The 21,273-nt window shown below is 68.9% G+C and carries 21 protein-coding genes; 9 read left to right on the forward strand and 12 right to left on the reverse strand.

Going from position 1 to position 21,273, the window contains the following annotated elements:
* The first annotated feature begins 102 nt into the window (after nt 1–102).
* Nucleotides 103–1,389 carry an adenylosuccinate synthase gene (locus ABD209_RS13565; protein ID WP_344067317.1) on the forward strand — a complete coding sequence of 429 codons (1,287 nt, stop codon included), beginning with the start codon at nt 103–105 and terminating at the stop codon, nt 1,387–1,389.
* A gap of 463 nt (nt 1,390–1,852) precedes the next feature.
* On the forward strand, nt 1,853–2,302 hold the full coding sequence (locus ABD209_RS13570; RefSeq protein ID WP_344067319.1) for a TolB family protein: 450 nt from the start codon (nt 1,853–1,855) through the stop codon (nt 2,300–2,302).
* Nucleotides 2,303–2,635: 333 nt separating this feature from the next.
* Here the strand turns inward: ABD209_RS13570 and ABD209_RS13575 are convergent, their stop codons facing one another.
* From ABD209_RS13575 to ABD209_RS13585, 3 genes are read right to left on the reverse strand one after another with little or no spacing between them, the layout of a single operon-like run.
* Nucleotides 2,636–3,469, reverse strand: coding sequence for a MerR family transcriptional regulator (locus ABD209_RS13575; protein WP_344067321.1), 834 nt, complete (start codon nt 3,467–3,469; stop codon nt 2,636–2,638).
* A 17-nt stretch (nt 3,470–3,486) separates the two neighbouring features.
* The gene (locus tag ABD209_RS13580; RefSeq protein ID WP_324385658.1) at nt 3,487–3,879 is read right to left on the reverse strand and encodes a GntR family transcriptional regulator; all 393 of its coding nucleotides are present in this window, start codon (nt 3,877–3,879) and stop codon (nt 3,487–3,489) included.
* The gene (locus ABD209_RS13585) at nt 3,876–4,811 is read right to left on the reverse strand and encodes a hypothetical protein (protein ID WP_344067323.1); all 936 of its coding nucleotides are present in this window, start codon (nt 4,809–4,811) and stop codon (nt 3,876–3,878) included. The genes ABD209_RS13580 and ABD209_RS13585 overlap by 4 nt, the downstream gene beginning before the upstream one ends.
* Before the next feature lie 125 nt (nt 4,812–4,936).
* Between ABD209_RS13585 and ABD209_RS13590 the strand changes: the two genes are divergently transcribed.
* Entirely contained in the window at nt 4,937–5,470 is a 534-nt protein-coding gene (locus ABD209_RS13590; protein ID WP_344067325.1) for a DUF402 domain-containing protein, read from the forward strand.
* Nucleotides 5,471–5,536: 66 nt separating this feature from the next.
* On the opposite strand, the gene ABD209_RS13595 is transcribed toward ABD209_RS13590, so the two are convergent.
* Nucleotides 5,537–7,771: a HelD family protein gene (locus ABD209_RS13595; RefSeq protein ID WP_344067327.1), complete on the reverse strand. Its 2,235-nt coding sequence runs from the start codon at nt 7,769–7,771 to the stop codon at nt 5,537–5,539.
* A 79-nt stretch (nt 7,772–7,850) separates the two neighbouring features.
* On the reverse strand, nt 7,851–8,861 hold the full coding sequence (locus tag ABD209_RS13600; RefSeq protein ID WP_344067329.1) for a helix-turn-helix transcriptional regulator: 1,011 nt from the start codon (nt 8,859–8,861) through the stop codon (nt 7,851–7,853).
* 666 nt (nt 8,862–9,527) lie between these two features.
* On the opposite strand from ABD209_RS13600, the gene purD reads away from it, so the two are divergent.
* The 4 genes from purD to ABD209_RS13620 all read left to right on the forward strand — a co-directional run bounded on the left by purD (nt 9,528) and on the right by ABD209_RS13620 (nt 13,508).
* Complete coding sequence (purD, locus tag ABD209_RS13605) at nt 9,528–10,838, forward strand: phosphoribosylamine--glycine ligase (RefSeq protein WP_344067331.1); 1,311 nt, start codon at nt 9,528–9,530, stop codon at nt 10,836–10,838.
* The gene (locus ABD209_RS13610) at nt 10,835–11,746 is read left to right on the forward strand and encodes a phosphoribosylaminoimidazolesuccinocarboxamide synthase (RefSeq protein WP_344067333.1); all 912 of its coding nucleotides are present in this window, start codon (nt 10,835–10,837) and stop codon (nt 11,744–11,746) included. The genes purD and ABD209_RS13610 overlap by 4 nt, the downstream gene beginning before the upstream one ends.
* 391 nt (nt 11,747–12,137) lie before the next feature.
* Nucleotides 12,138–12,989 carry an SGNH/GDSL hydrolase family protein gene (locus tag ABD209_RS13615; RefSeq protein ID WP_344067501.1) on the forward strand — a complete coding sequence of 284 codons (852 nt, stop codon included), beginning with the start codon at nt 12,138–12,140 and terminating at the stop codon, nt 12,987–12,989.
* Between the two features lie 75 nt (nt 12,990–13,064).
* Nucleotides 13,065–13,508, forward strand: a complete 444-nt coding sequence (locus ABD209_RS13620) for a sterol carrier family protein (RefSeq protein ID WP_344067335.1) — start codon at nt 13,065–13,067, stop codon at nt 13,506–13,508.
* 144 nt (nt 13,509–13,652) lie between these two features.
* On the opposite strand, the gene ABD209_RS13625 is transcribed toward ABD209_RS13620, so the two are convergent.
* The 7 genes from ABD209_RS13625 to ABD209_RS13655 form a co-directional block, all read right to left on the reverse strand.
* On the reverse strand, nt 13,653–13,883 hold the full coding sequence (locus tag ABD209_RS13625; RefSeq protein ID WP_344067337.1) for a ferredoxin: 231 nt from the start codon (nt 13,881–13,883) through the stop codon (nt 13,653–13,655).
* A complete protein-coding gene (locus tag ABD209_RS13630) occupies nt 13,876–14,976 on the reverse strand; it encodes an NADH-ubiquinone oxidoreductase-F iron-sulfur binding region domain-containing protein (protein WP_344067339.1) in 1,101 nt (366 codons plus the stop codon). The genes ABD209_RS13625 and ABD209_RS13630 overlap by 8 nt, the downstream gene beginning before the upstream one ends.
* Nucleotides 14,973–15,536: a ferric reductase-like transmembrane domain-containing protein gene (locus tag ABD209_RS13635; protein ID WP_344067341.1), complete on the reverse strand. Its 564-nt coding sequence runs from the start codon at nt 15,534–15,536 to the stop codon at nt 14,973–14,975. The genes ABD209_RS13630 and ABD209_RS13635 overlap by 4 nt, the downstream gene beginning before the upstream one ends.
* The gene (locus ABD209_RS13640; protein WP_344067343.1) at nt 15,533–16,588 is read right to left on the reverse strand and encodes an FAD:protein FMN transferase; all 1,056 of its coding nucleotides are present in this window, start codon (nt 16,586–16,588) and stop codon (nt 15,533–15,535) included. The genes ABD209_RS13635 and ABD209_RS13640 overlap by 4 nt, the downstream gene beginning before the upstream one ends.
* Nucleotides 16,589–16,598: 10 nt before the next feature.
* Entirely contained in the window at nt 16,599–16,862 is a 264-nt protein-coding gene (locus ABD209_RS13645; RefSeq protein ID WP_344067345.1) for a hypothetical protein, read from the reverse strand.
* 144 nt (nt 16,863–17,006) lie between these two features.
* The gene (locus tag ABD209_RS13650; RefSeq protein WP_344067347.1) at nt 17,007–18,032 is read right to left on the reverse strand and encodes a Gfo/Idh/MocA family protein; all 1,026 of its coding nucleotides are present in this window, start codon (nt 18,030–18,032) and stop codon (nt 17,007–17,009) included.
* A gap of 74 nt (nt 18,033–18,106) precedes the next feature.
* Nucleotides 18,107–19,633 carry a M1 family metallopeptidase gene (locus ABD209_RS13655; protein WP_344067349.1) on the reverse strand — a complete coding sequence of 509 codons (1,527 nt, stop codon included), beginning with the start codon at nt 19,631–19,633 and terminating at the stop codon, nt 18,107–18,109.
* 113 nt (nt 19,634–19,746) lie between these two features.
* Here ABD209_RS13655 and ABD209_RS13660 point away from each other — a divergent pair, with 113 nt between their 5' ends.
* Nucleotides 19,747–19,968 (forward strand): hypothetical protein, encoded by a 222-nt coding sequence (locus ABD209_RS13660; RefSeq protein ID WP_344067351.1) that lies wholly within the window; start codon nt 19,747–19,749, stop codon nt 19,966–19,968.
* 208 nt (nt 19,969–20,176) lie between these two features.
* Nucleotides 20,177–21,271 (forward strand): channel-forming protein ArfA/OmpATb, encoded by a 1,095-nt coding sequence (gene arfA, locus ABD209_RS13665; protein WP_344067353.1) that lies wholly within the window; start codon nt 20,177–20,179, stop codon nt 21,269–21,271.
* Nucleotides 21,272–21,273: the final 2 nt, after the last annotated feature.

The following is a 21,273-nucleotide window of genomic DNA, read 5'->3' on the forward strand; positions in this document are numbered from 1 at the left end:
CGCTACACCTGCAGGCCGGTCAAGCATGGGTAAGCGGGCGCGGCGACCGGGCAGGCATACGGCTAGCCTGTGCTGCGGTTCATCCGACGAAGGGGAGGCGACATGCCGGCGATCGTGCTGGTCGGCGCCCAATGGGGCGACGAGGGAAAGGGCAAGGCCACCGACCTGATGGGGTCGGCGGTCGACTATGTCGTGAAATTCAACGGCGGCAACAACGCCGGGCACACCATCGTCATCGACGGCGAGAAATATGCCCTGCACCTGCTGCCCAGCGGCATCCTGACGCCGACGTGCACGCCGGTGATCGGCAACGGCGTGGTCATCGACCTCGAAGTGCTCTTCCACGAGATCGACGGGCTGGAGGCCCGCGGGGTCTCGACGGCGAAGCTGCTCGTCAGCGCGAATGCCCACATCATCGCGCCCTACAACCGCACGCTCGACAAGGTCACCGAGCGATTCTTGGGGGCCCGCAAGATCGGCACGACCGGCCGCGGCATCGGTCCCACCTATGCAGACAAGATGTCCCGCAACGGGATTCGCGTGCAGGACCTCTTCGACCGGCACATCCTGGAGCAAAAGGTCGAGGCCGCCCTGGGCTTCAAGAACCAAGTGCTCACCAAGATCTACAACCGGCGCGCGATCAGCGCCGACGAGGTCGTCGCCGATCTCTTGTCGTATGCCGATCGGCTGGCCCCGATGGTCGCCGACACCTCGCTCGTGCTCGAGCGGGCGCTGGACGTCGGAGCGAATGTGCTCCTGGAGGCGGGGCAGGCGACGCTGCTCGATGTCGACCACGGCACCTACCCCTATGTCACCTCCTCCTCGGCGACCGCGGGTGGCGCCTGCACCGGGTCGGGCATCCCGCCGACGCGGGTGAGCCGCGTGATCGCGATCCTCAAGGCGTACACGACGCGTGTCGGGGAGGGGCCCTTCCCGACCGAACTCTTCGACGACTCCGGCGAGTTCCTGCGCAAGACCGGCTTCGAATACGGCACCACCACCGGCCGGCCGCGGCGTTGTGGCTGGCTGGACACGGTGATTGGGCGCTATGCCAACCGGATCAATGGCGTCACCGACTTCGTGGTCACCAAGCTCGACGTCCTCACCGGGCTGGAGCAGGTGCCGATTTGCGTGGCCTATGACGTGGACGGGGTCCGGCACGACGAGATGCCGGTCAATCAGACCGACTTCCACCACGCCACGCCCATCTACGAGGTCATGGACGGCTGGTGGGAGGACATCACGACCTGCCGGAGCTTCGATGACCTGCCGGCCAATGCGCAGGCCTACGTCCTGCGCGTTGAGGAGCTGATCGGCGCGCGCGTCTCGGCCATCGGTGTCGGCCCGGGCCGCGACGAGATCATCGAGCGCTTCCCACTCCTGGACTAAGCAGGGGTCGCGTGCGCGCGGCTCCGGCGCGCGAGGAGTATGCCCGTATGACAGTTCTTCGTGTGCCGTCGGCCGCACGCGCGACGCGTGTGCACACCGTTGGTGTCGTTGGTGCCGTCGCCCTCGTGGCCGCAGCCACGTCGGTCGGCCCCGCTACCCCGGTGCTCGCGAAGTCGACCGTCGTGACGATCAGCAGCGATGGCCGGTACGTCCTCGCCCACGATGACTGGGCCGACAAGCTGGTTCGAATCGATCGAAGCACCGGCGCCAAGGTGGTTGTCGGGGCCCTCGACGTCCGCGGCTCCTCCATGATCGGGGATGGGAAAGCAGTGTTCTGGGGTGACCGTGCGGGAGCCATCTATCGGCAGATCGGGACGGCAGCCCCGCAGCAGCTCATCGGAGGTCCCGTTGCTGATTGGTATTACCTCTCCCGCGGGCCAATCGTGACGGCACGGTGGTCGGTGTGCTCGGTTCCAATGGTGGCCTGGCGCAGGTGGCGCCGAGCGTCCTCTATCCGGCCACTGGCAAGGTCGTACGCCTCCTGCAGAGCTACTCAGCTAGCCGGCCGGTCGTGAGCGCGGATGGTCGCTACGCGGCCTATATCGACTTCCATCTCGCCGGATGCCTGCGGTGCGGTGACATCACCGTCAAGAATCTTGGCACGGGTGCTACGGAACTGGTCAGTGTCAGCGCCGCGGGTGCGCCCTCGCGCACCGGGCGCAATGGGTTGGCCGCAATCAGCGCGGACGGTCGACATGTGGCGTTCGTCTCGAACGGCACGGACCTGGTCGCGGGTGCAACAACCGTGCGGTGGCGCGTCTATGTGCGCGACCTGGATTCGAAACGAACGCAGCTGGTGAGCTCGGACGCAACCGACCCGTCACTCTTTCGACGGACTGGCAATCTCGGCTGATGGCAACCGGATTGCCTTTGGCAAGCTCGCGCCAACCGTCGTAGGCGGCGCCGCGCAATCGCTGCCACAGGTCTTTCTCGCCGGCCGGGTCACCAAACAGGTCCTCAAGATCTCTTCCGCGTTACCGCAGCACCCAATGAGCGGGCTTCGGGACTGGCGCTGAGCGACGACGGCCGACGGCTGCCCTGAGCACATTCGCCACGAACTTGATCGCCGGCAAACCAGCAACGGGACCTTCATTCCAACCCTGACTCCGTGACCGCGGGCCCGCAGGCCGCTGACGACCGCTGTGGCTCCCGCCCCCGGCAGGAACAGGAGCCGCAGCGACGATCGTCATGCTAGGGGTTGCTGGAGTTCGACGACCCAGCCGGCGTCGCCGTCATGCGGGGTCTGCAGGTAGACCTCGCGGCAGGGCCCGACGGGCGTCAGGCCGCGGGCCTCGACCTCGCGGGCGAGGTCCTGCCACGCGTCGGAGATGCCGTCGATCTCGACTCCCGCGTAGGTGGCGACGAGGGCGTGCTCGACCGAGGCGAGGGTGGCGGCCACCAGGCCGGGCGGCGTGTCCTCGAGGGCCAGCTGTGCCGCGGCGGCGACGGTCATGGCCCCGCTGTCGTCGCCGTAGTGGCCGATGTCGGGGCCACGGCGTTGCGCGCCGGAGCTGGCAACCAGTTGGGCCACCCGGCCAAAGAGCGGGCTGACCACCTCGCCGACACTCTGGCCTTCGGTCAGAGTGACGCTGAGTTGGGCCACCTGCAGCGCTGGCAGGCTGGTGAGGCGAGTTTCGTTGTGGGACATGGTGTTCTCCTTTTCGATTGATCGGAGTCTCGCCTCGACCTGATGCAGCCGGAGCCGGTCGCCCGCGATCTGAGCGGCCAACTCGTCGCGGCGGGTGGTCAGCAGATGATGCAACTGCCGGTCATTGAGCCGGCCGTCCAGGACCTGGCCAACCTGCTCCAACGTGAAGCCCAGGTCCTTCAGCGCGACCAGGCGGTTGACCCGGCCGAGCTGGTCGGCGCGATAGAACCGATAGCCGGTGAACTCGTCCACCCGTGTCGGCACGAGCAGGCCGAGCCGGTCGTAGTGGCGCAGCATCCGCACCGACACCCCGGCCCGTCTGGCGAAATCTCCGATGCTCAACATGGCGATCTCCACGCAATCGTCTGACACCGTGTCATGGTCAAGCCCTATCCGCCGAGGTCCGCCGTGCGCGCCCACGCGGCCTCCACGGCGGCGCGGGCCTCGTCGCCGTCGAGGCCGAGCGTGCGGACGGTCGCGACATACGCCGTCGCGGCGGCCTCCAACCGGGACCGGGTCACCTGCTGCGGCGAGAGATGCACGGGGGCAACCGTTGTGCCGCCGCCTCGTCGCGTGCTCACCAGGCCGGCCTGCTCCAGTTCTTGATAGGTACGCGCGACGGTGCCGTTGGCGATCCCGAGATCCTTCGCCAGTTGGCGGACGGGTGGGAGCCGCTCGCCGGTGCCGAGTTGCCCGGTCTCGATGAGCGTGGCGAGCTGGCGGCGAAGCTGCTCATATGGTGGAGTCGGATCGGTGAGGTCGACGGTGATGTCGGTGCTCATGACCGGGCCCGGGGTGCCGCGTTTTCGCGGGCCGCAGCTTCTGGCGCACGGGCGGGCAGAAGGACGGTTGCGGTCAGGACCATGGCGATGACCAGGCTGATCAGTGCGATGAGGAGAGCGGCTCCGGCAAAGGGGTCACCGCCGGTGACGCAGCCATTGCCGTGCAGCGCCGAGCTCATCACGATCGCGATCGGGCCCGCGGTCCCCCATGCCGTCGCGCCGATTGCGCTCACGACGCGGCGCATGGCGTCGCGCCGCAAATGCGTGTCGTATGCCGCGTGGCTTGAGTCCGGGTTCGCCCGGTCCCGGATGGCGCGTGCCGCCACGATGCCGAAGCCGATGGTAGCCAGCATGATGAGGGCAGCCGGTAGGGCGTAGTAGGTGCCCGGCCAGGGGCCGTTGGTCGCGGTGAGCACCGTGGAACCGATGCCGGACAGATCCTGCACGCACGTCGCGGTGAGGGCGCGGCCGGCGCGTCCCTGGTCATCGGGAGAGGCTGTCGCCATGCCGATGCCGAGAAGCGTTGCCAGAGTGGCGATTCCGGTAGCCGTGACCCAGAGTCGGGCTCGCGGCACCAGGGTGGCGAACGAGCGGCTGGTGAGGCTGGCCGTCCGGCGCTGGGCGCTGCTCGGCCGGATCGTCCACTCGCCGACCATGATGGCCAGGAGCACCGAGCAACCGGCGATCGCTGGTGCCGCAAGGGCGAGCCGGCCCAGGCCCACGTCTTGTTGAGCCAACGCAGCCACCGCGAGGCAGGCCCCGAGCAGCACGCCGACCCAGCGCCAGAGCGTCGTCCAGCGTTCGACGGCCCGCAGGTCGGCGCCGGCAGCGCCCGTACGCAGGTCGCGATTCCGGACGAGTCGGACGATGCCGACGATGAGCACCACGAGCAGTGTCACGGCCAGCAGTGGCACGAAAAGAAGCACGTGCATGTCGAGATCCTTACTTGTGTTGAAGTATTGATACAAGCAAGCATGGACCGAGGACAATCTTGTGTCAAGTGGGCAATACAAAACTTCTCGAGGCTCGGGGGTTTACGGTGTGTTTGACTACCCGAGTGCCAACCTTCGCCGTCGGGGATCCGGTCGAGTGCCGCTATCGCAAGTTCGACGGTCGTCGGCACCACGGTGCCACCGTGCGCTACTTGGGCGAGGACGAGCACGGGGTCTGGATGGGGGAGCACGCCGGCAATGCCTGGTCCGGTGGACCCCGCGCGTTCGTGACCGACGCGGCCGACGTGCTGGTTGTGCCGAAGAATCGGGCATTCGTCGCGATGTTCTACCGGCCGCATCCCGCGCGCGACCTGTCGATCTATGCCGACATCACGACTGTCCCCGAGTGGTCGCAGGCGGGGTGGAGCGCGGTCGATCTTGACCTCGACGTGTGCCGGCGGATCACCGGAGAGGTGTTTGTCGATGACGAGGACGAATTCGCCGAGCATCGGCTCCTCTATGGCTACCCCGACGAGATCGTGGCTCTGGCGGAGGAGGAATGTTCGCGTGTTGCCGCCGAGATGCGTTGCGAGAAAAGAGTCTTCGCGCCCAACGTTGCCGAGTTCTGGTTGCGCACCCTGGAAGCGCTGCGCTCGTGAGCGAGAGCGTGGGACCCAGCTCCACTACGTCGCGGGGACCCGTCCGTACGTGGTTTCGTCACGGACCTAGGTGCGCAACACGGTCATCCGGTGGGCCGCACGAGTGAGAACGACATAGAGCACGCGGACTCCACCGGGCGCCTCGTCAGTGATGGCGTCGGGGTCCACGACGACTGTCGCGTCATACTCCAGGCCCTTGGTGGACAGCGGATCGATGACGATGACCCGCCCGTCGTGCGCGCCATCGAGCGGGGCCAGGCGATCGGCATACCGGCTCGGTGTGATGACGGCGATCGACCCGCCGACGGTTGCGGCGAGATCGTCGACGGCAGCTCGGGTGTCCGCGAGGGTGTCCAGGCCCAACTCGCGCACCTCGGGCTGAATGCCCGTCCCCCGCACGGCATTCGGAATGTCGGCGTCCGGAACGAGGGGGAGGATCGTGTCCCGCGCGTAGTCGAAGATCTCGCGGGCGTTGCGGTAGTTCGTGTCCATATGGAAATGCCGGCGCGGCTGCCGGCCGAAGGCGTCGTCGCGCGCGCGGAGCGCCTCGACCCGGTCGTTCCAGGAGGCCTGCGCGGCGTCGCCGACCACGGTCCACGACGCATACTCCCCGCGCCGGCCAATCATCCGCCACTGCATGGGGGATAGGTCTTGAGCCTCGTCGACCAGGATGTGCGCATACTCTTCGGGCAGCCCGATACGGTTGCGCAACAACGCATCTCGCGGATCGCTGGCGCGTTCCATGGCTGCCCGTCCGATGCTGGCCGGTCCGCCGAGGGTGCGGAACTCCCGATTGGAGACGTCGTCGAGATCATCGATCTCGTAGAAGCCGCGTTCCTCGTCGCCGTTGTCGGTGACGGGCCCGAGCCGCGCCGCGAGCTCGTCGATCAAGGCGATATCGGCCACCGTCCACGACCCCACGTCGAGGGCGTCACGCATCGACAGCGCAATGCCGGCAAGCTCACCGTCCGTGAAGACGCCTCGCCCGTGCCGGTATGAGGTATCCGTGTCCCCGAGCCACAGCAACACCTCGCGCGGGTCCACCTGGGGCCACCACGCCTCCATGAAGTCGTCGACAGCCAGCGACTCCCCGAAGGCCTCGAGGAAGTCGGCTCGCTCCCCCTGCCGATGGGTCGCCCAAGCCGCGTCCGCGAGCATCCCGCGGGCGGCCGCAGCCCCGGCGTTGCGCCGGTGACCGCGTAGGACCCGTGCGCGGATGCCGTCAAGTGTGTTGGGGGGCAAGGTGATTGCCTGGCCACCGACAAAGGCGCGGAAGCTTTCCGGCGCGTCCGGAATCCGCCCGCCGGCAACTCGGTCGAGCAGTTGCCGGACCCGCAGGCTGCCCTTGAGCGCGGCGACCTCCGGTCGATCGACGCGCCCCGCGCTCAACACCTCGATGACATCGCCGAGTGATCGCAGCGTGACCGAATCCTCACCGAGCGACGGCAACACGCGCTCGATATAGGCCGTGTAGGCCGATGAGGGGCCGATGACGAGAACGCCGCCCGCTTCGTACTTCCGGCGCTCCGAATAGAGCAGGTATGCCGCGCGGTGCAGCGCGACGACCGTCTTGCCGGTGCCGGGACCTCCGGTGATCTCCGTAACCCCCCGGCCCGGTGCGCGAATGGCTTCGTCCTGATGGCGCTGGATGGTCGCGACGATGTCGCGCATCTGAGCCCCGCGCGAGCGAGTAAGGGCGGCCATCAGGGCCCCGTCGCCGGTGATCTCCAGATCCGCCGGGGCCGCCGGCGCCATCAGGTCGTCCTCGACACCGATGACGGTCGCAGCGGAACTGCGCAGCACGCGTCGCCGAATCACCCCGTGCGGTTGGACCGGGGTCGCCCGATAGAAGGCCGAAGCCGCTGGAGCGCGCCAGTCGATGACCAACGGCTCATAGTCCTCATCACGCACCCCGAGCCGGCCGATATAGCGGACCTCACGCTCGGGATCGAGCCACCACTCGTCGGGCAGGTCGGGCGCCGGTGCCTCGCGAAGACCACCGAGGTCGACTAGGTCGAGGCGGCCGAAGACCAGGCCCTCGTATTGGCGATCCAGTGCCGCTTGGCGCCGTGCCGCGTTGAACACCAGGGCATCCCGCTCGAAGAGACCGGTGATCTCCTCGTCGCGCACATCGCCGGTGCGATCGGTGCGGCCGCGGGCAAGACCGTCGACGGCAACCAGATTGGCGCGCTCGCTGGCCTTGGCCAACTCGGCGTAGACGCGGTCGACGTGGGCCTGCTCGGCCGCAATCTCTCGCGTCAGGACGTCGGAAACCGGGGTGGGAGGCGGGGACGTAGTCACTACGGCTTCTTCATATCGACATCGGGGGAACCACCGATCTTACGGCCCGCAGGACCGGTGCTTCGAACGAGGCGTCACGTCAGACCAAGCCTTGGCGAACGGCCTCGACGCCCGCCTGGAAGCGCGTTGTCGCCCCGAGCGAGTCCATGATGTGACGGATGCGACGCTCGACGGTGCGCTGGGAGATGTTCAGGCGCCGGGTGATCGTCGAGTCGGTCGCCCCGCCGGCGAGGAGGCCGACAATGATCGCGTCGCGAGAGGCGATGGTCTCGGGCTGGGGGCTGTCCTCCTCGGCGAGGAGCGGCATACCGGCCGACCAGAGGGTCTCCGCCAACCGGACGAGAGCAGCGACAAAGGGCTTGCTCCGCAGCACCATCGCGCCGGCGCCGCTGGCGTCGATATTGCTGAACTCGACAACAGCGGCGGTGTCGTCGACGATCACGGCGGAGAAGTGGATCGGCCCAGTGAAGCGGACCTCTTCGCCGCCGATGACCCGCTCACGCAATGCCTCGAGCGTGCCGTCGAGGTCGAGGATCGACGGGTCGTAGATCGCCCTGATCCGGACGACCTCGCCATGGGCGTTGCGAAAGAACTCCCGGTGGCTGTTGAAGGGGTCGAGGAGCATCTGCTGGGTGCGGCGGGAATCGGCGCGGATACAGAGAATCTCGCGACTGGCGGCCGCTGTGATCGTGGACGTGGCGGACGCGATGTCGGCGAGCGTATGCAGCTCGCGGCTCCCGGAATCGGGCACAGGGGTCGCCCGCGCGGCCGAGTACATCTGGTGCATGCTGCTGGCGTTGGCGCGCCACCCGCGGGCGCGCCGCTCGGTGTCCGCTGCCCAGGCAGGAACGGCAATGTCCGGCTCGGGAACATCCCAGGAGCCGTCGTCGCCCACCACGACCATGCCGCGCGAGCGCAGGATAAGCACGGCGCCGTCGACGAGTTCGGCGTCCAAGCCGCTGGCGATCAGTGAATCCCGATCTGCGACAGGGTCGTTCAGCAGAGCGAGGTAGACGACGCTGAGTTCGCCCTCCGAGATCAACTGGGGAAAGTGCAGGCGCTCCCGGTGCGCGGGCCGGACTTCGGTCACGCTTCCCAGCGTGCCAGTCTGGCGGGTTTCCGTCAATGACGGCCAGACGACAGGGCTGGGCTTTACTCGCGAGTAGAAGTTTGTAAAACTTTCATCGGTTGATCCCGTGTCAACCCGCGTGCAGAGCGCCGGCTTCCCCAAGTCAGGCGCCACACGCCCGGCGCGGTGTTCCCGGGGGAACACCCCCCTGCTCCCCGGGAACACCGCGCCGCCTTTATTTTCTCTGGGTTCTTCTCCTCACCGCCTCGACGGGTCTGCTCGTTCCTCGCAGCCCCGCCTCGCCGATCGTCGACGAACCGGTCGCGGGTGGCTGGGTGAGCGGGGAGTGTCACCGCTCCTCACCGCCTCGGCGGGTCTGCTCGTTCCTCGCAGCCCCGCCTCGCCGATCGTCGACGAACCGGTCGTCGGTGGCGGGGTGAGCGGGGAGTGTCACCGCTCCTCATGCGCTCGTGGGGTCTGCTCGTTCCTCGCAGCCCCGCCTCGCCGATCGTCGACGAACCGGTCGCGGGTGGCTGGGTGCGCCTGGCGCTCACCGCTCCTCATGCGCTCGTGGGGTGCGCTCGTTCCTCGCAGCCCCGCCTCGCCGATCGTCGACGAATCGTTCGTCGGTGGCTGCCCGAGCTGGCGGCGGACACGCGGCGGGGGCGGGCAGGGAAGAATGGGCGCGTGAAGGTTCTCGTCATCGGGTCCGGCGCCCGCGAACACGCCCTGGTGAAGTCCATCGCGGCCGATCCGATGGTCGATGCGGTCATCGCGGCCCCCGGCAACCCGGGCATCGCCCAGATTGCGCACTGCGAGCCCGTCGACGGCGGCGTCACCAATGGCGCGGCGGTCGTCGAGATCGCCCGGCGACACGCCGTCGACCTCGTCGTCATCGGCCCAGAGGCCCCGCTCGTCGAGGGGGTCGCCGACGACCTGCGTGACGCAGGCATACCGACATTCGGTCCCTCCGCACGCGCGGCACAACTCGAGGGATCCAAGGCCTTCGCGAAGCGGATCATGGCCGAAGCCGGGGTCCCTACCGCGCTCGCGCACGTCTGCACCACGCGGGCGGAGGTCGAGGAGGCCCTGGACGCCCTCGGCTTCCCCTACGTCGTCAAGGACGACGGCCTCGCCGCAGGCAAGGGGGTCGTCGTCACCGACGACCGCGAGGCCGCGCTCGCCCATGCCGACGCCTGCCTGGCCCGGCCCGATGGCCGGATCGTCATCGAGGAGTATCTCGACGGGCCGGAAGTCTCGCTCTTCTGCATCAGCGACGGCCGCACCGTCATCCCGCTTGCTCCGGCCCAAGATTTCAAACGTGTCGCCGACGACGATCAAGGCCCCAACACCGGCGGTATGGGCGCGTACTCACCCCTGCCATGGGCCCCACCCGGGCTGGTCGAGGACGTTGTCGAACGGATCGCCAAGCCGACCATCGACCAGATGCGCAATCTCGACATGCCCTTCGTCGGGGTCCTCTACGTCGGCCTGGCCTTGACCAGCCGCGGCCCGCGGGTGGTCGAGTTCAACGTCCGCTTCGGCGACCCCGAGACCCAGGTCGTTCTCGACCGGCTCGTCACCTCGCTCGCCGAGCTCCTCCTCGCCGCCGCCACCGGCGAACTCGATCACGCCGAGGCCCTGTACTGGCGGCACGAGCCGAGTGTCACCGTGGTCCTGGCCGCCCCCGGTTACCCCGACGCGCCCGAACTCGGCGGTGAGCTGACGGGGCTGGACGACGCGGAATCGGACACGGCATACGTGCTCCACGCCGGGACGACCCGGGACGCCGACGGTGTCCTGCGCGCCAGTGGCGGACGCGTCCTCAGCGTCGTCGGGAGCGGCGCCGACCTGGCCGAGGCGCGCGCTGCGGCATACGCATCGATGGGGCGAATCGGGTTGGCGGGCGGGCATTTTCGCCGTGATATCGCGGCCAGGGCCGAGCGCGACGCGATCCTCATCCCGGCTGACCACGCCCGAAAGGATTCACCACGATGACACCCGCGCTCGATCTGCCCGGCTACCGGCACCTGTATTCGGGCAAGGTGCGCGACCTCTATGTGCCGCTGAACGCAGCCGGCGAGGACGACCCCGACCGGTTGCTTCTCGCGGCCAGCGACCGCATCTCGGCCTATGACGCGATCCTCGACCCGGCGATCCCCGACAAGGGCGAGATCCTCAACCGTCTCTCACTCTGGTGGTTCGACCAACTCGCGGACTTGCTGCCCAATCACGTGCTGACGACCGACGTCCCGGATGCCGTCGCCGGGCGCGCCATTCTCGTCCGGCGACTGGACATGGTGCCGGTCGAGTGCGTCGCGCGCGCCTACCTCACCGGTGGTGGCCTAGGCGAGTACGCCGCGACCGGAGCGGTCAGTGGGCTTCCGCTGCCGGCCGGCCTCGTGGACGGCTCGCGGCTGCCGGAGCCGATCTTCACGCCATCGTCGAAGGCGCCCGCCGGAGAGCACGACGAACCCATCACGTATGCCGATGTCGTCGCCCTCGTCGGTCCCGGCCGGGCCGCCGAACTGCGTGAGCTGACCGTGGAGATCCTCCGGCGCGGCAACGCCATCGCCGCGGAGCGCGGCATCCTGCTCGCGGACACCAAGGTCGAGTTCGGCCTTGACGCCGGCGGCGCGCTCGTGCTCGCCGATGAGGTCTTGACCCCCGACTCCTCGCGCTTCTGGCCGGCCGACGAGTGGGTGCCGGGTCGCGCGCAGGCGAGTTTCGACAAGCAGTTTGTGCGCGATTGGCTCACCTCACCGGCCAGCGGGTGGTCCAAGTCCTCCGGGGATGCTCCGCCGCCATTGCCCGCCGAGGTCGTCGAGCAGACCCGCGCCCGCTATGTCGAGGCCTATGAGCGGCTCACGGGCGCGCGCTTCGTGCCGCTCGCGTCGGCCCGATAGGGGCTGCGGCCTGGCCGCTGGCCCCCTGATCGGCGGTTCACGGCGAGGACAGCACGGACGCCGCGGCTTTGCGCATGGGGATGGTGTCGATTCCGTATACGCGGCGGGCCTGAAGACCCTACTCTGCGGTAACCGCCAGTTCACAGGCGAGACCGAAGGAGAGAGTCAATGCGTCGTGCCCCCCAGTCCAGGTCCCTCGCCCGCCGCCCGCTGGGCGTGCTCGCCGGATCGTCCGCCCTTGCCCTGTTTGCCGTCACCGCCGCCCCGGCGGGTGCTGCCGGATCGTCGTATGTAGCGCTCGGCGACAGCTACTCCTCGGGCGTCGGCACCCGCACCTACATCAACGACGGGCACGTCCTGCGCCCGCTCGGTTTACGCCTACCCGAGCCTGATCGCCAGCGCAAAGGGCTACGCGCTCAACTTCCGCGCGTGCTCCGGGGCGACCGTGGCCGACGTCACGAACACGCAACTGTCCGCGCTGACGACGAGCACGGCATATGTCACGATGTCGGTGGGCGGTAATGACGCCGGCTTCGCGGGCGTGCTGACCACGTGTGCGCAGCCGTCATGGATGAGCAACTGCATGGGCGCGATCGACAAGGCGCAGGCCTATATCAACAACACCCTGCCGACCTCCCTGTCCACGCTCTATGCCTCGATCCGAGCGCGCTCGCCGCAGGCCAAGGTGACGATCGTTGGCTACCCGCGCATCTTCAACGGCGAGGACTGCAACGCCTTCACCTGGTTCTCGCCGACCGAGGAGGCGCGCCTGAACCAGACGGCCGACCTGCTCAACGCCAAGCTAGCGGCCGTGGCTGCAGCCAACGGCTTCAGTTTTGCCAATCCGTCGAATGTCTTTGTGGGACATGCGGTTTGCGATTCCGCGGAGTGGATCAACGGCCTGTCGAGCCCCATCTCGGAGTCCTATCACCCGAAGGTCGTCGGTCACTCCTCGGGCTACTTCCCCGTCGTCAGCCCGTCGGTGACCGGCTCGGTCCTGCGGGTCACGCCCGCTATCCGCGAGCGGGCCGCCGCTTCGGCTGCTCGCCTGGCCGCGCAGCAGCGTGCGTATGCCGCCGCCGATCGCACGATCGTCCCGGAACGTTTCGTGGCTCCCGACCTGACCACCCCCGCGGCGCGCGCAGCCGCCGCGCGCGCCGGGGTCGACCTGTCCTCGAGGGCCTCGATCGACGCGGCCGATGCGCGTTACGCAGCGGCGCAGGCACGGCCCTACCGGGGCTGACGCCGCGCGCTGGTTGGCGGGCCGTCTCCGGTGCGAGTCGCCGGACGACGGCCCGGCATGAGCGACGATGGACGTATGCCGCCGCGTCGCCGTATCCCTGTCGACTCCGGACGCGCGGCGCTGGCCGCGTGGGCCGAAGCGACCGACCCTGCACGCCGGCCCGACCTCGTCGGTACAGGTGAGCTGGGCGCCATGGGGGGCGGTTCGGTAGGCCCGGGCGGCGCGGTTGGTCGCGAGGCGCTGGCGACCGCCGTGCGCTTTACGCTCGAGGAACTGGCGACCCGGCATCCCGGTCGAAGCGTCGAGGTGCGCGTACCTCCCTTCGGTGCGGTGCAGTGCCTTGAGGGGCCGGTCCATCGGCGTGGCACACCGCCCAACACCGTCGAGACCGACGCCGACACCTGGCTCCGTCTCGCGACGGGTCGCCTGACCTGGGAGGATGCCGAGGATCGAGGGGGACTGCGCTGGAGCGGTATACGCGCGCGCATGGCCGACCTGTTGCCCCTGTGGACGCCCTGACCCGCTCGACGGGGATTTGGTGTGCTCTGACACGTCAATAGGCCCATTCCCCGACGCGCTGAGGCCTGACGGCCCGGAGCCGATCGACGGGCGTGGGAGCGGGGCCGGGTGGACAGGGCCGGGGTGGCCAGGTGTCCCACGACCTCAGGGGCGTGCGTAGAGCGCCCGGGCGGGACAGAAGCGGATCGCGACGTCCGCGTCCGTGGTCGCGGGTTCCGGATCGGTGACGATGGGATACCCCCATTCGTCGAGCGCGATCGATGCCGGCAACAGTTGGGCGCACAGCCCATGGCCGGTGCAGGCGATGCGATCCACGGCGATCCGCGTCCGGCCGGCAGGGACGGCCCGGGTGACGGGCTGGGTCTTCTCAGGCATTGACGAGACTCCTTGTGGTCCGGGCTGGCGGGCAGGTGCCGCGTGCATGCTGATCGAGATGGCCCGCGAGGACCCGGGCGGCCGATGCGGCGAATCGGGCAATGCCGTCGGGGTAGCGGCAGGCGCCGCGATCCGGGAGCAGGGCGACGCGGGCAGCCAGTCGACCAGCGGCGTCGACGGCGCGGCCGGATCGAGCCCCGGCGAGGTCGTGCCAGTCCGCCGCCAGCGCCGGCAAGCCGAACATGCACGGGCCGCACTGACCGGCCGACTCACCCGCGGCATACGTCAACATGTGGTCGACGAAGGCGACGGGACACTCGGCGGGGTCGAGGGCCCACACGACGCCGGAGCCGATCGAGCCGCCGTAGGACGCGAGATCGGTGCTGCTCCAGAGCAGCCGGGCGGCCTCCGGTGCCGTGATCAGCACACCGGCGAGCCCGCCGACCCACACGAGTTCGGCGTCGAGAAGGCCACCAGCCGCACCGAAGAGATCGTCCAGCCGCGCCCCGGCGGCCGTCTCGATCACATGCGGCGCGGCGACGGCACCGGTGAGGGTGACCAGGCGCGGCCCGGGTTCGAGCGCGGTGCCCTGCCGGCGGAACCAGCCCGGGCCGTGCTCGGCGATCTGGGCGATGCGCCATACCGTCTCGGCGTTGAGCACCACCGTCGGCGGGATGCGTCGGCCCCGCGCATCGCGCCCACCGGCGACAAAGGGAGCGCGCTTGGTCATCGGGCGTGCGAGGCCACCGTTGGCGAGCGAGATGAGTGCGCTCTCCTCCGAGGAGACATACCTGGCCGGCACCTCCAGAACGTCGACTCCGGCTGCGGCCAAGAGTGCAGCTGCGCGTGAACCCCGATGCGCCGCAACGCGAATCGGATGGTCGCCGGCGACCAGGCGCGCGCCCCGGAGCAGACCGTCGAGCTGGTTCTCGACCACCCAGGCATCCTTGGTCGCGCCGATCTCGCCGTCGCAGGCATTGACGATCAGCGTTGCTCCGTGTTCAGCGGCCGCCCGCACCTTGATCGCCGTGCGGAACGCCGCACCGCCGCGGCCGGTCAGGCCGGCCTGGTCGAGCAAATCGATGAGAGTCATGACCACTCCCCGGCGAGGGCGACGCGGCGACGGTCACGATCGGCATACGTCGTCGTGGTCCGCCACGCGAGGGCGGCTGCGCCGGCCGCGCCGCACGCGATGGTGATGCCGCTCAGGATGGGTTGGGCGGACGTGCCCAGGGCGATGCCGTGGGCGAGAGCGAGTGGCCACATGGCGTAGGACAGCCAATGGATCGACCGCCAGGCGCGCTCGGGGATTCGGTGGCGCAGCAGCGAGGTCACCATGACCGCGGCCAGGATGTCGACCGCGAGAGTGCCGAGGCCGACCCACACGCGGGCATACGCCGAGGTGAAAGGGATCAGGAAAGAGACCCAGTCGATCGAGACGTAGGTCTCGGCGATCGCGGTGGTGATGTGCCCGATGAGGAAGGTCACCATCCCGAGGGAGAGCCAGCGATGCATCGCCATGACGATCGTGGCGCGCTCGCCGGTCGGCAGGCGCCGGCCGGAGGTGACGACGCCGAGGACCAGGACGGTGGTCAGCAGCACGATGCTCGCGATGCCGGTCGCGCGCGAGAGGTACCAGAGCAGCTCGTTCACGCCCTCGCCTCCAGCGTCCAGCCCGGGGTGGTCACGACCGCGCCGTCGAGGGTGTCCAGGCGAGCCGGTATGCCGTTCTTCGCCAGCCAGGCGGGCGCCTCGCCGTCGAGGATGATCGCCGCGGTCGATGCCGCGTTGGCCTCCAGTGCGCTCACGGCCGCGCAGGTGACTTGAGCCCACCGGGTCTGCGCGCTGCGTCCGGTGCGCGGGTCGAGGATGTGATGACGATCCGGCTGCGCGGCGTCGGCCGTCGCCCAGGTGCGCTTCTGGGTCGAGGAGGTGGCGAAGGCCTGACCGGTGCCGCTGACGACCTGGAGGATCCGGCCGTCGGCCGACTCGACGCCGATGTCCCATCCGCCAACGGGCAGCTCGCCGCTGCTGGCGATGTCCCCGCCGAGATTGACGAGGAAGCCGCCGGGCAGCGCGGCAGCGAGGAGATCCGCGATGCGATCGGCGGCCGCCGCCTTGGCGCTGGCCCCGAGGTCGATCAGGGTGCCCTGCGGGGCCACAACTCGTCGAGATAGCGGATCGAACTGGATCGCCCGCCACCCCGGAATCGAACCCGGGTGATCAGGTAGGTCGGGTCGTAGGGCTGGTGGTGCGTGGATGACCAGGTCCGCTGAGCGGGTCGGGCGCGCACGCCGGGCGCGGACGACGTCGAGGTCGACGTCATAGCCGGCCTGCACCAGGGCCGCACCGATCGTGGCGTCGACCAGGCCACCGGTCAACCGAGCGGCGTGCAGGCCCCGGTCCAGGTAGTGCGCGAAGGTGGCCGAGACATAGGCCCAGGCGGGGCCGTTCTGTGCGCGGCGGGCGAGGGCGCTGACCTCCGAGTCGGGCCGGAACCGCGAGACGGCGGCGTCGAGTTCGGCGAGATGCTCCCGAGCGATCGCCAGGGCAGGGCCGAGGGTCTCGGGCCGGGTCGTCAAGACGCGGTTGCTCGTGCCGATGGCTGCGAAACTCGCCGACCTGGGCGCAGCGGGCGCGGGTGCGTCCGGGTGGTGCGTGGGGAGCGGCACTGCGGTCGGTGCCGCGAGGGTCGAGAGGGTCATGGCTCGGCGCTCACGAACCGGCAGTGGTGGTCTGTGCGTTGCCAGTGGACGACTGGACCGACGTCGTGCTGCCGAAGTCCGAGGAGGACGTCGAGCGCGACGAGGTGGTATCGGCCGAGGAGTTCGAGCCGGACGTCGTCACTGCCACGGTGCTCGCCGAGGTCGAGCCGGCATCGGCGAGATGCACAGTGATGGCTCCGCTCGCCAATGCGGCGGCAACAACACCGGCGACAGTGAAGCGGCGGGCCTTGTCGAGGGCAGGAATGCGGGTCATGGTGGCGGACTCCTTGCTGGTGCCGGATCGGCCTTTGCTGATCCGTTCTGACCACCACGGTCGCGCCGCGTGCTGTGCGCCCGCTGTGCGCCGGCAAGCGAGGGCGTTTGGAGTTGCTGGAAGTTCGCCGAGGGGCGCCCGAAGCTATTCGCCCGGGTAACGAACCCCGGTGAGAGCTCGCACCCGGTCCAGGGTGCGCATGATCGCGAGCGTGGTGTCCATGGGCAGCACGGGGGACTCGGTCAAGCCGGCCACCAGGCAGCGAGCCACCTCGGCGGCTTCGTAGCGCAAGCCGAAATGCGCGCTGCCCAGGTCGTATGCCCAGGTCCCGAGTGGCTCGCCGGCCGTGGACAGCAACCGAACCGTATTGGGGTGGTAGAAGTCGCCGTCGATCTCGATGCGTGCCTGGTCGCCGGCGATGATGGCGGTGGTCGGCGTTTTGGCGGCCATCGTCGCGTTCAGCACGGCCTGCGCGCCGCTGCGGGAGGTCGCGACAATGCTGGTGGTCGCGTCGACACCCTGCGGCGTAAGCGTGCCGGCCGCGACGAGATCGGCTGGCTCGCCGAGCACCATCTCAGCGAAGGAGACCAGGTAGATCCCCAGATCGAGCAGGGCGCCGCCGGCCAACGCCGGGTCGGCCAGGCGTTGCGGCCCGCCCGGCCACAGCAGTTGCCCGTGATCGGCGAAGACGGTGTGGACCCGGCCCAGATGTCCATCGCCGACCAGTTGCCGCACGACGTCGTAGTGCGGCAGGAAGCGCGACCACATCGCTTCCATGCAGAAGAGCCCGTGCTCGCGGGCGGTGCCGATGACGTCCGCTGCCTCGGCGGCATTTCGGGTGAAGGCCTTCTCGACCAGGATCGGCTTGCCGGCCTGCAGGGCAAGGAGCGCGTGTTCGCGATGCTCCGAGTGCGGCGACGCGACGTAGACGACGTCGACGTTCGCGGCGACCAGCTCGGCATACGAGCCGTATGCCGTGGCCACCTCATGCTCGGCAGCAAAGGCGCGCGCCCGGTCGAGGTCGCGGCTGCCCACCGCCGCGACGGTGGATGAGGTGCCGGTGCGAACGGCATACGCGAAGGCGCTGGCGATCATTCCCGAGCCGAGGATCCCCCACCGGATCGGTGGCGCGGTCATCGGGTCGGGCACGCGGCTGACGGGCAAGGACACGAGGTGCTCCCGAGGATCGAGGTCGGTGCCGACCGGCGCCGGGATGTCGATCCCCGGCGCCGGCGGGCGAGGGACTACTTGTGACCGTGCTGGATGGCGGCCTGCCGCTTGGCGTTCTGCAGGATCGTGTCGGCCGACCTGGCCGTCCCGGTCTCGCGAGTAGCCAGGAAGCCGTTGGCCGCCGTGTGCGCCGGGGCGGTGCGCACGGTGAGCCAGTTCTTGAAGAAGGTGTCGAGATCGCGGCCGGAGACCCGCTTGGCCAGCGAGGTGAACTCGGCGATCGAGCCGTTCTTGCCCTTCTTGCTGCTGGTCCACGCCTGGAGGATCTTGGTCATCGTGGCGTCACCCACGAGATTGCGCAGCGCGGCCAAGGTCATGCCGCCGCGCATGTAGACCGCCCAGGAGAACTCGTTGTGCGCGCCGGGATTGGAGATCGGGAGCTTCCAGAAGTCTGGGTCGCCGGCGAGGCCGGTGTAGTACTGCTCGAGCAATTGGTTGGTCGTGCCTTCGCCGTGTTTGTCCGACCACAGGAACTCGGCATAGGTCGCGAAGCCCTCGTTGAGCCAGATGTCGCGCCAGTTGTAGACGCTCACCGAGTCGCCGAACCACTGGTGGGCGTTCTCGTGGACGATCACGTAAATATTGCTGCCGTTGCCCCAGAAGTCGGGGGTATAGACGGGGCGTTGCTGGGTCTCCAAAGCGAAGCCGAAGCTTTGGTTGGCGATGACCCCGCCGACCTGCTTGAACGCATAGGGACCGAACTGCGCGGCCTCCCAGTTGATGACCTCCGGAGTGCGCAACACGTCGGTCTTGGCACGCGTGACCGCCGCGTCATTGCGCGTGGTCGTGATCGCGGAGGTGAAGGGCCGCGCATTCTGGGTGCCGGTGAGCACGTCGAACTGGCCGACGGCCATATAGACGAGGTAGGTGGCCGTGGGCTGCGGCGACTTCCAGGTCCAGGTGTCCGTGGTGGTGCCACTCGTCTTGCCCACGAAGTCGCCGGCGCCGATGGCCTCTAGGCCCTTGGGGACGGTGAACTTCATGTCGAAGGTCGCCTTGTCGCGCGGGTGGTCATTGCTCGGGAACCACCAGGCGGCAATCTCGGGCTCGCCGAGGGCGATCGCCTCGCTGCCACTGCCGATCCAGGGGTTGATGCCGCCGTAGCTGATCTTGCTGGGGATGCCGGTGTAGGTGACCTTGACGACGATGGTCGCGCCGTTCTTAATCGGCAGCGAGGGCTTGACGACAAGCTCGTGCGGGTCGGGCTTGGCGAACTCAGCGGGCTTGCCGTTGACGGTGACGGTCTTGGCGGTGAGCATCAGGTCCAGGTTGAAGGAGCTGAGATCCTGGGTGGCCTTGGCCGTGATGATCGCCGTGCCGGTGATTCGCCCGGTTGTTGGGACATAGTCGACGAACAGGTTGTAATTGCTCACGTCGTACCCCCCATTGCCGTATGCCGGGTAGTACGGGTCACCGATGCCGCCGGCACCGGGGCCGGGGGCCGCGAATGCCAGTGGCGCGGCGAGCGCGGTAGCCGCCGCTGCGGCGATGCCCGTCGTAGCGGCGCGACGGGCGCGTCGGCGTCGAGTGCTCGTGGTCATTGAGAACTTCCTCCCTGGTCGTCATTGAGACAACGGCAACACTAAGCTGTCGCACTGACAACCGCCCATGGACGGCGGCCGCATGGCCGGCTGCCGACGAAAGGCCGCCGAGGATGAGCATCCGCTTTCGCCAGTACGGCGAGCCGCGTCCCCTCGCCTTCATCGCGACGGGGGCCGTGCTCGGCATCGTCGTGGGGGTGCTCATCTACCTGCTCAACCCCGACAACGGCGATTACAGTGCGCGGACCGCGTTCGGCTATCTGGCCGTGTTCTGCGGGCTGCTCGGGGGTCTGCTCGGCGGGGTCGTTGCCTCGGTGTTGTCCTACCGGCGCTAGGACACCCCACGAAGTTTGCCCACGCAGATCGTCGGCGAAGGGGTGCCAGGGGCGAGAGCCGGGATGCGGCATACCGGGCGGTCCGAGGTGGCGGTCGGCAACGGCATACGGGCGTGGCGTACGTGACGTGCCCATCGCCGGGGGTTGTCGGTGCCAGAGCCTTAGATTAGGCACGCGACATCTCCCAGCACCGTCGATCGGAGCAGTAATGACACAGGACGCGTCCGGCGGGCGCTCGGACGGCGAGGGCCGTTGGAGCGCACGCGAGCATGCGCACGACGGCGAGGTCGTCGGTGTGGAACGGGTGGCGACGTGGGCCGAGGAGACACGGCGCTATCGCCGCAGCCCCGGCGGCTGGTGGTGGCTGGCACTATTGCTCGTCCCCGCGATCCTGGCGGCGCTCGGCTCGGCGATAGGGGGCGAATCGGGCGGCGCCAAGGCGGCCGGGAGCACAAGTTCGGTGACCTCGACCGCGTCGACGTCGGGCACGACATCGTCTTCGACCTCGAACTCGCCGTCGTCCACATCGTCCGACACCGCCACTTCGGGCGGCAGCGCCGCGGGTGATGTCTCTAGCGGCGTCTTTTCCATCTCCCGCTCCGGCGACGAGGTGACCGTCGCCGCCGATGTGCCCGACGAGGCGGGGCGGACTGCCCTGTTGGAGGCCGTCAAGGCTGCGGTCGGGGGAGCGAAGATCGTCGACCACGTCAACGTCGTGCCGGGCGCGAAGGCCGCATCCACGGCCGCCGTCTCCAGCGCCCTGGGCTCCTTGACCAACGCGGGGGACTTCGGCCTGGCCTGGGATCTGAAGTCCCTCACCGCGGTCGGCAATGTGGACTCGGAGGACGCCAAGAAGTCGATCGGCGCGGCGCTCGGAGCGGCCTGGCCGGATGTCCGCGTCCAGAACGACGTCGTCGTCGGCACTGATGCCGCCGCCGTTTGTTCTAACCTCGGCGGCCAGATCACGGTCGCGTTGGCGAGCACCAAGATCACCTTCCAGCGCGGGTCGACGGATGTGAAGTCGACGTCGACCGGCGTGATCAAGAAGGTCGCGAGCCTGCTCGCAGCCTGCAAAGACGCCAAGGTCACGGTGACGGGATACACGGACTCTTCCGGCAGCAAGGCCGAGAACCTGGCACTGAGCAAGGGACGCGCGACGTCGGTCGGCAAGATCTTGACGTCGAACGGTGTCTCGTCCGACCGCATCACGATCAAGGGTCTCGCGGACGCCGACCCCGTTGCGAATGACAATGCGCCCGGTGGCCGCGTGGCCAACCGCCGCGTCGAGATCACGGTGAACTGAGG

This window comes from Nostocoides vanveenii, assembly GCF_039531165.1.
GTDB classification, from domain to species: Bacteria; Actinomycetota; Actinomycetes; order Actinomycetales; family Dermatophilaceae; genus Nostocoides_A; species Nostocoides_A vanveenii.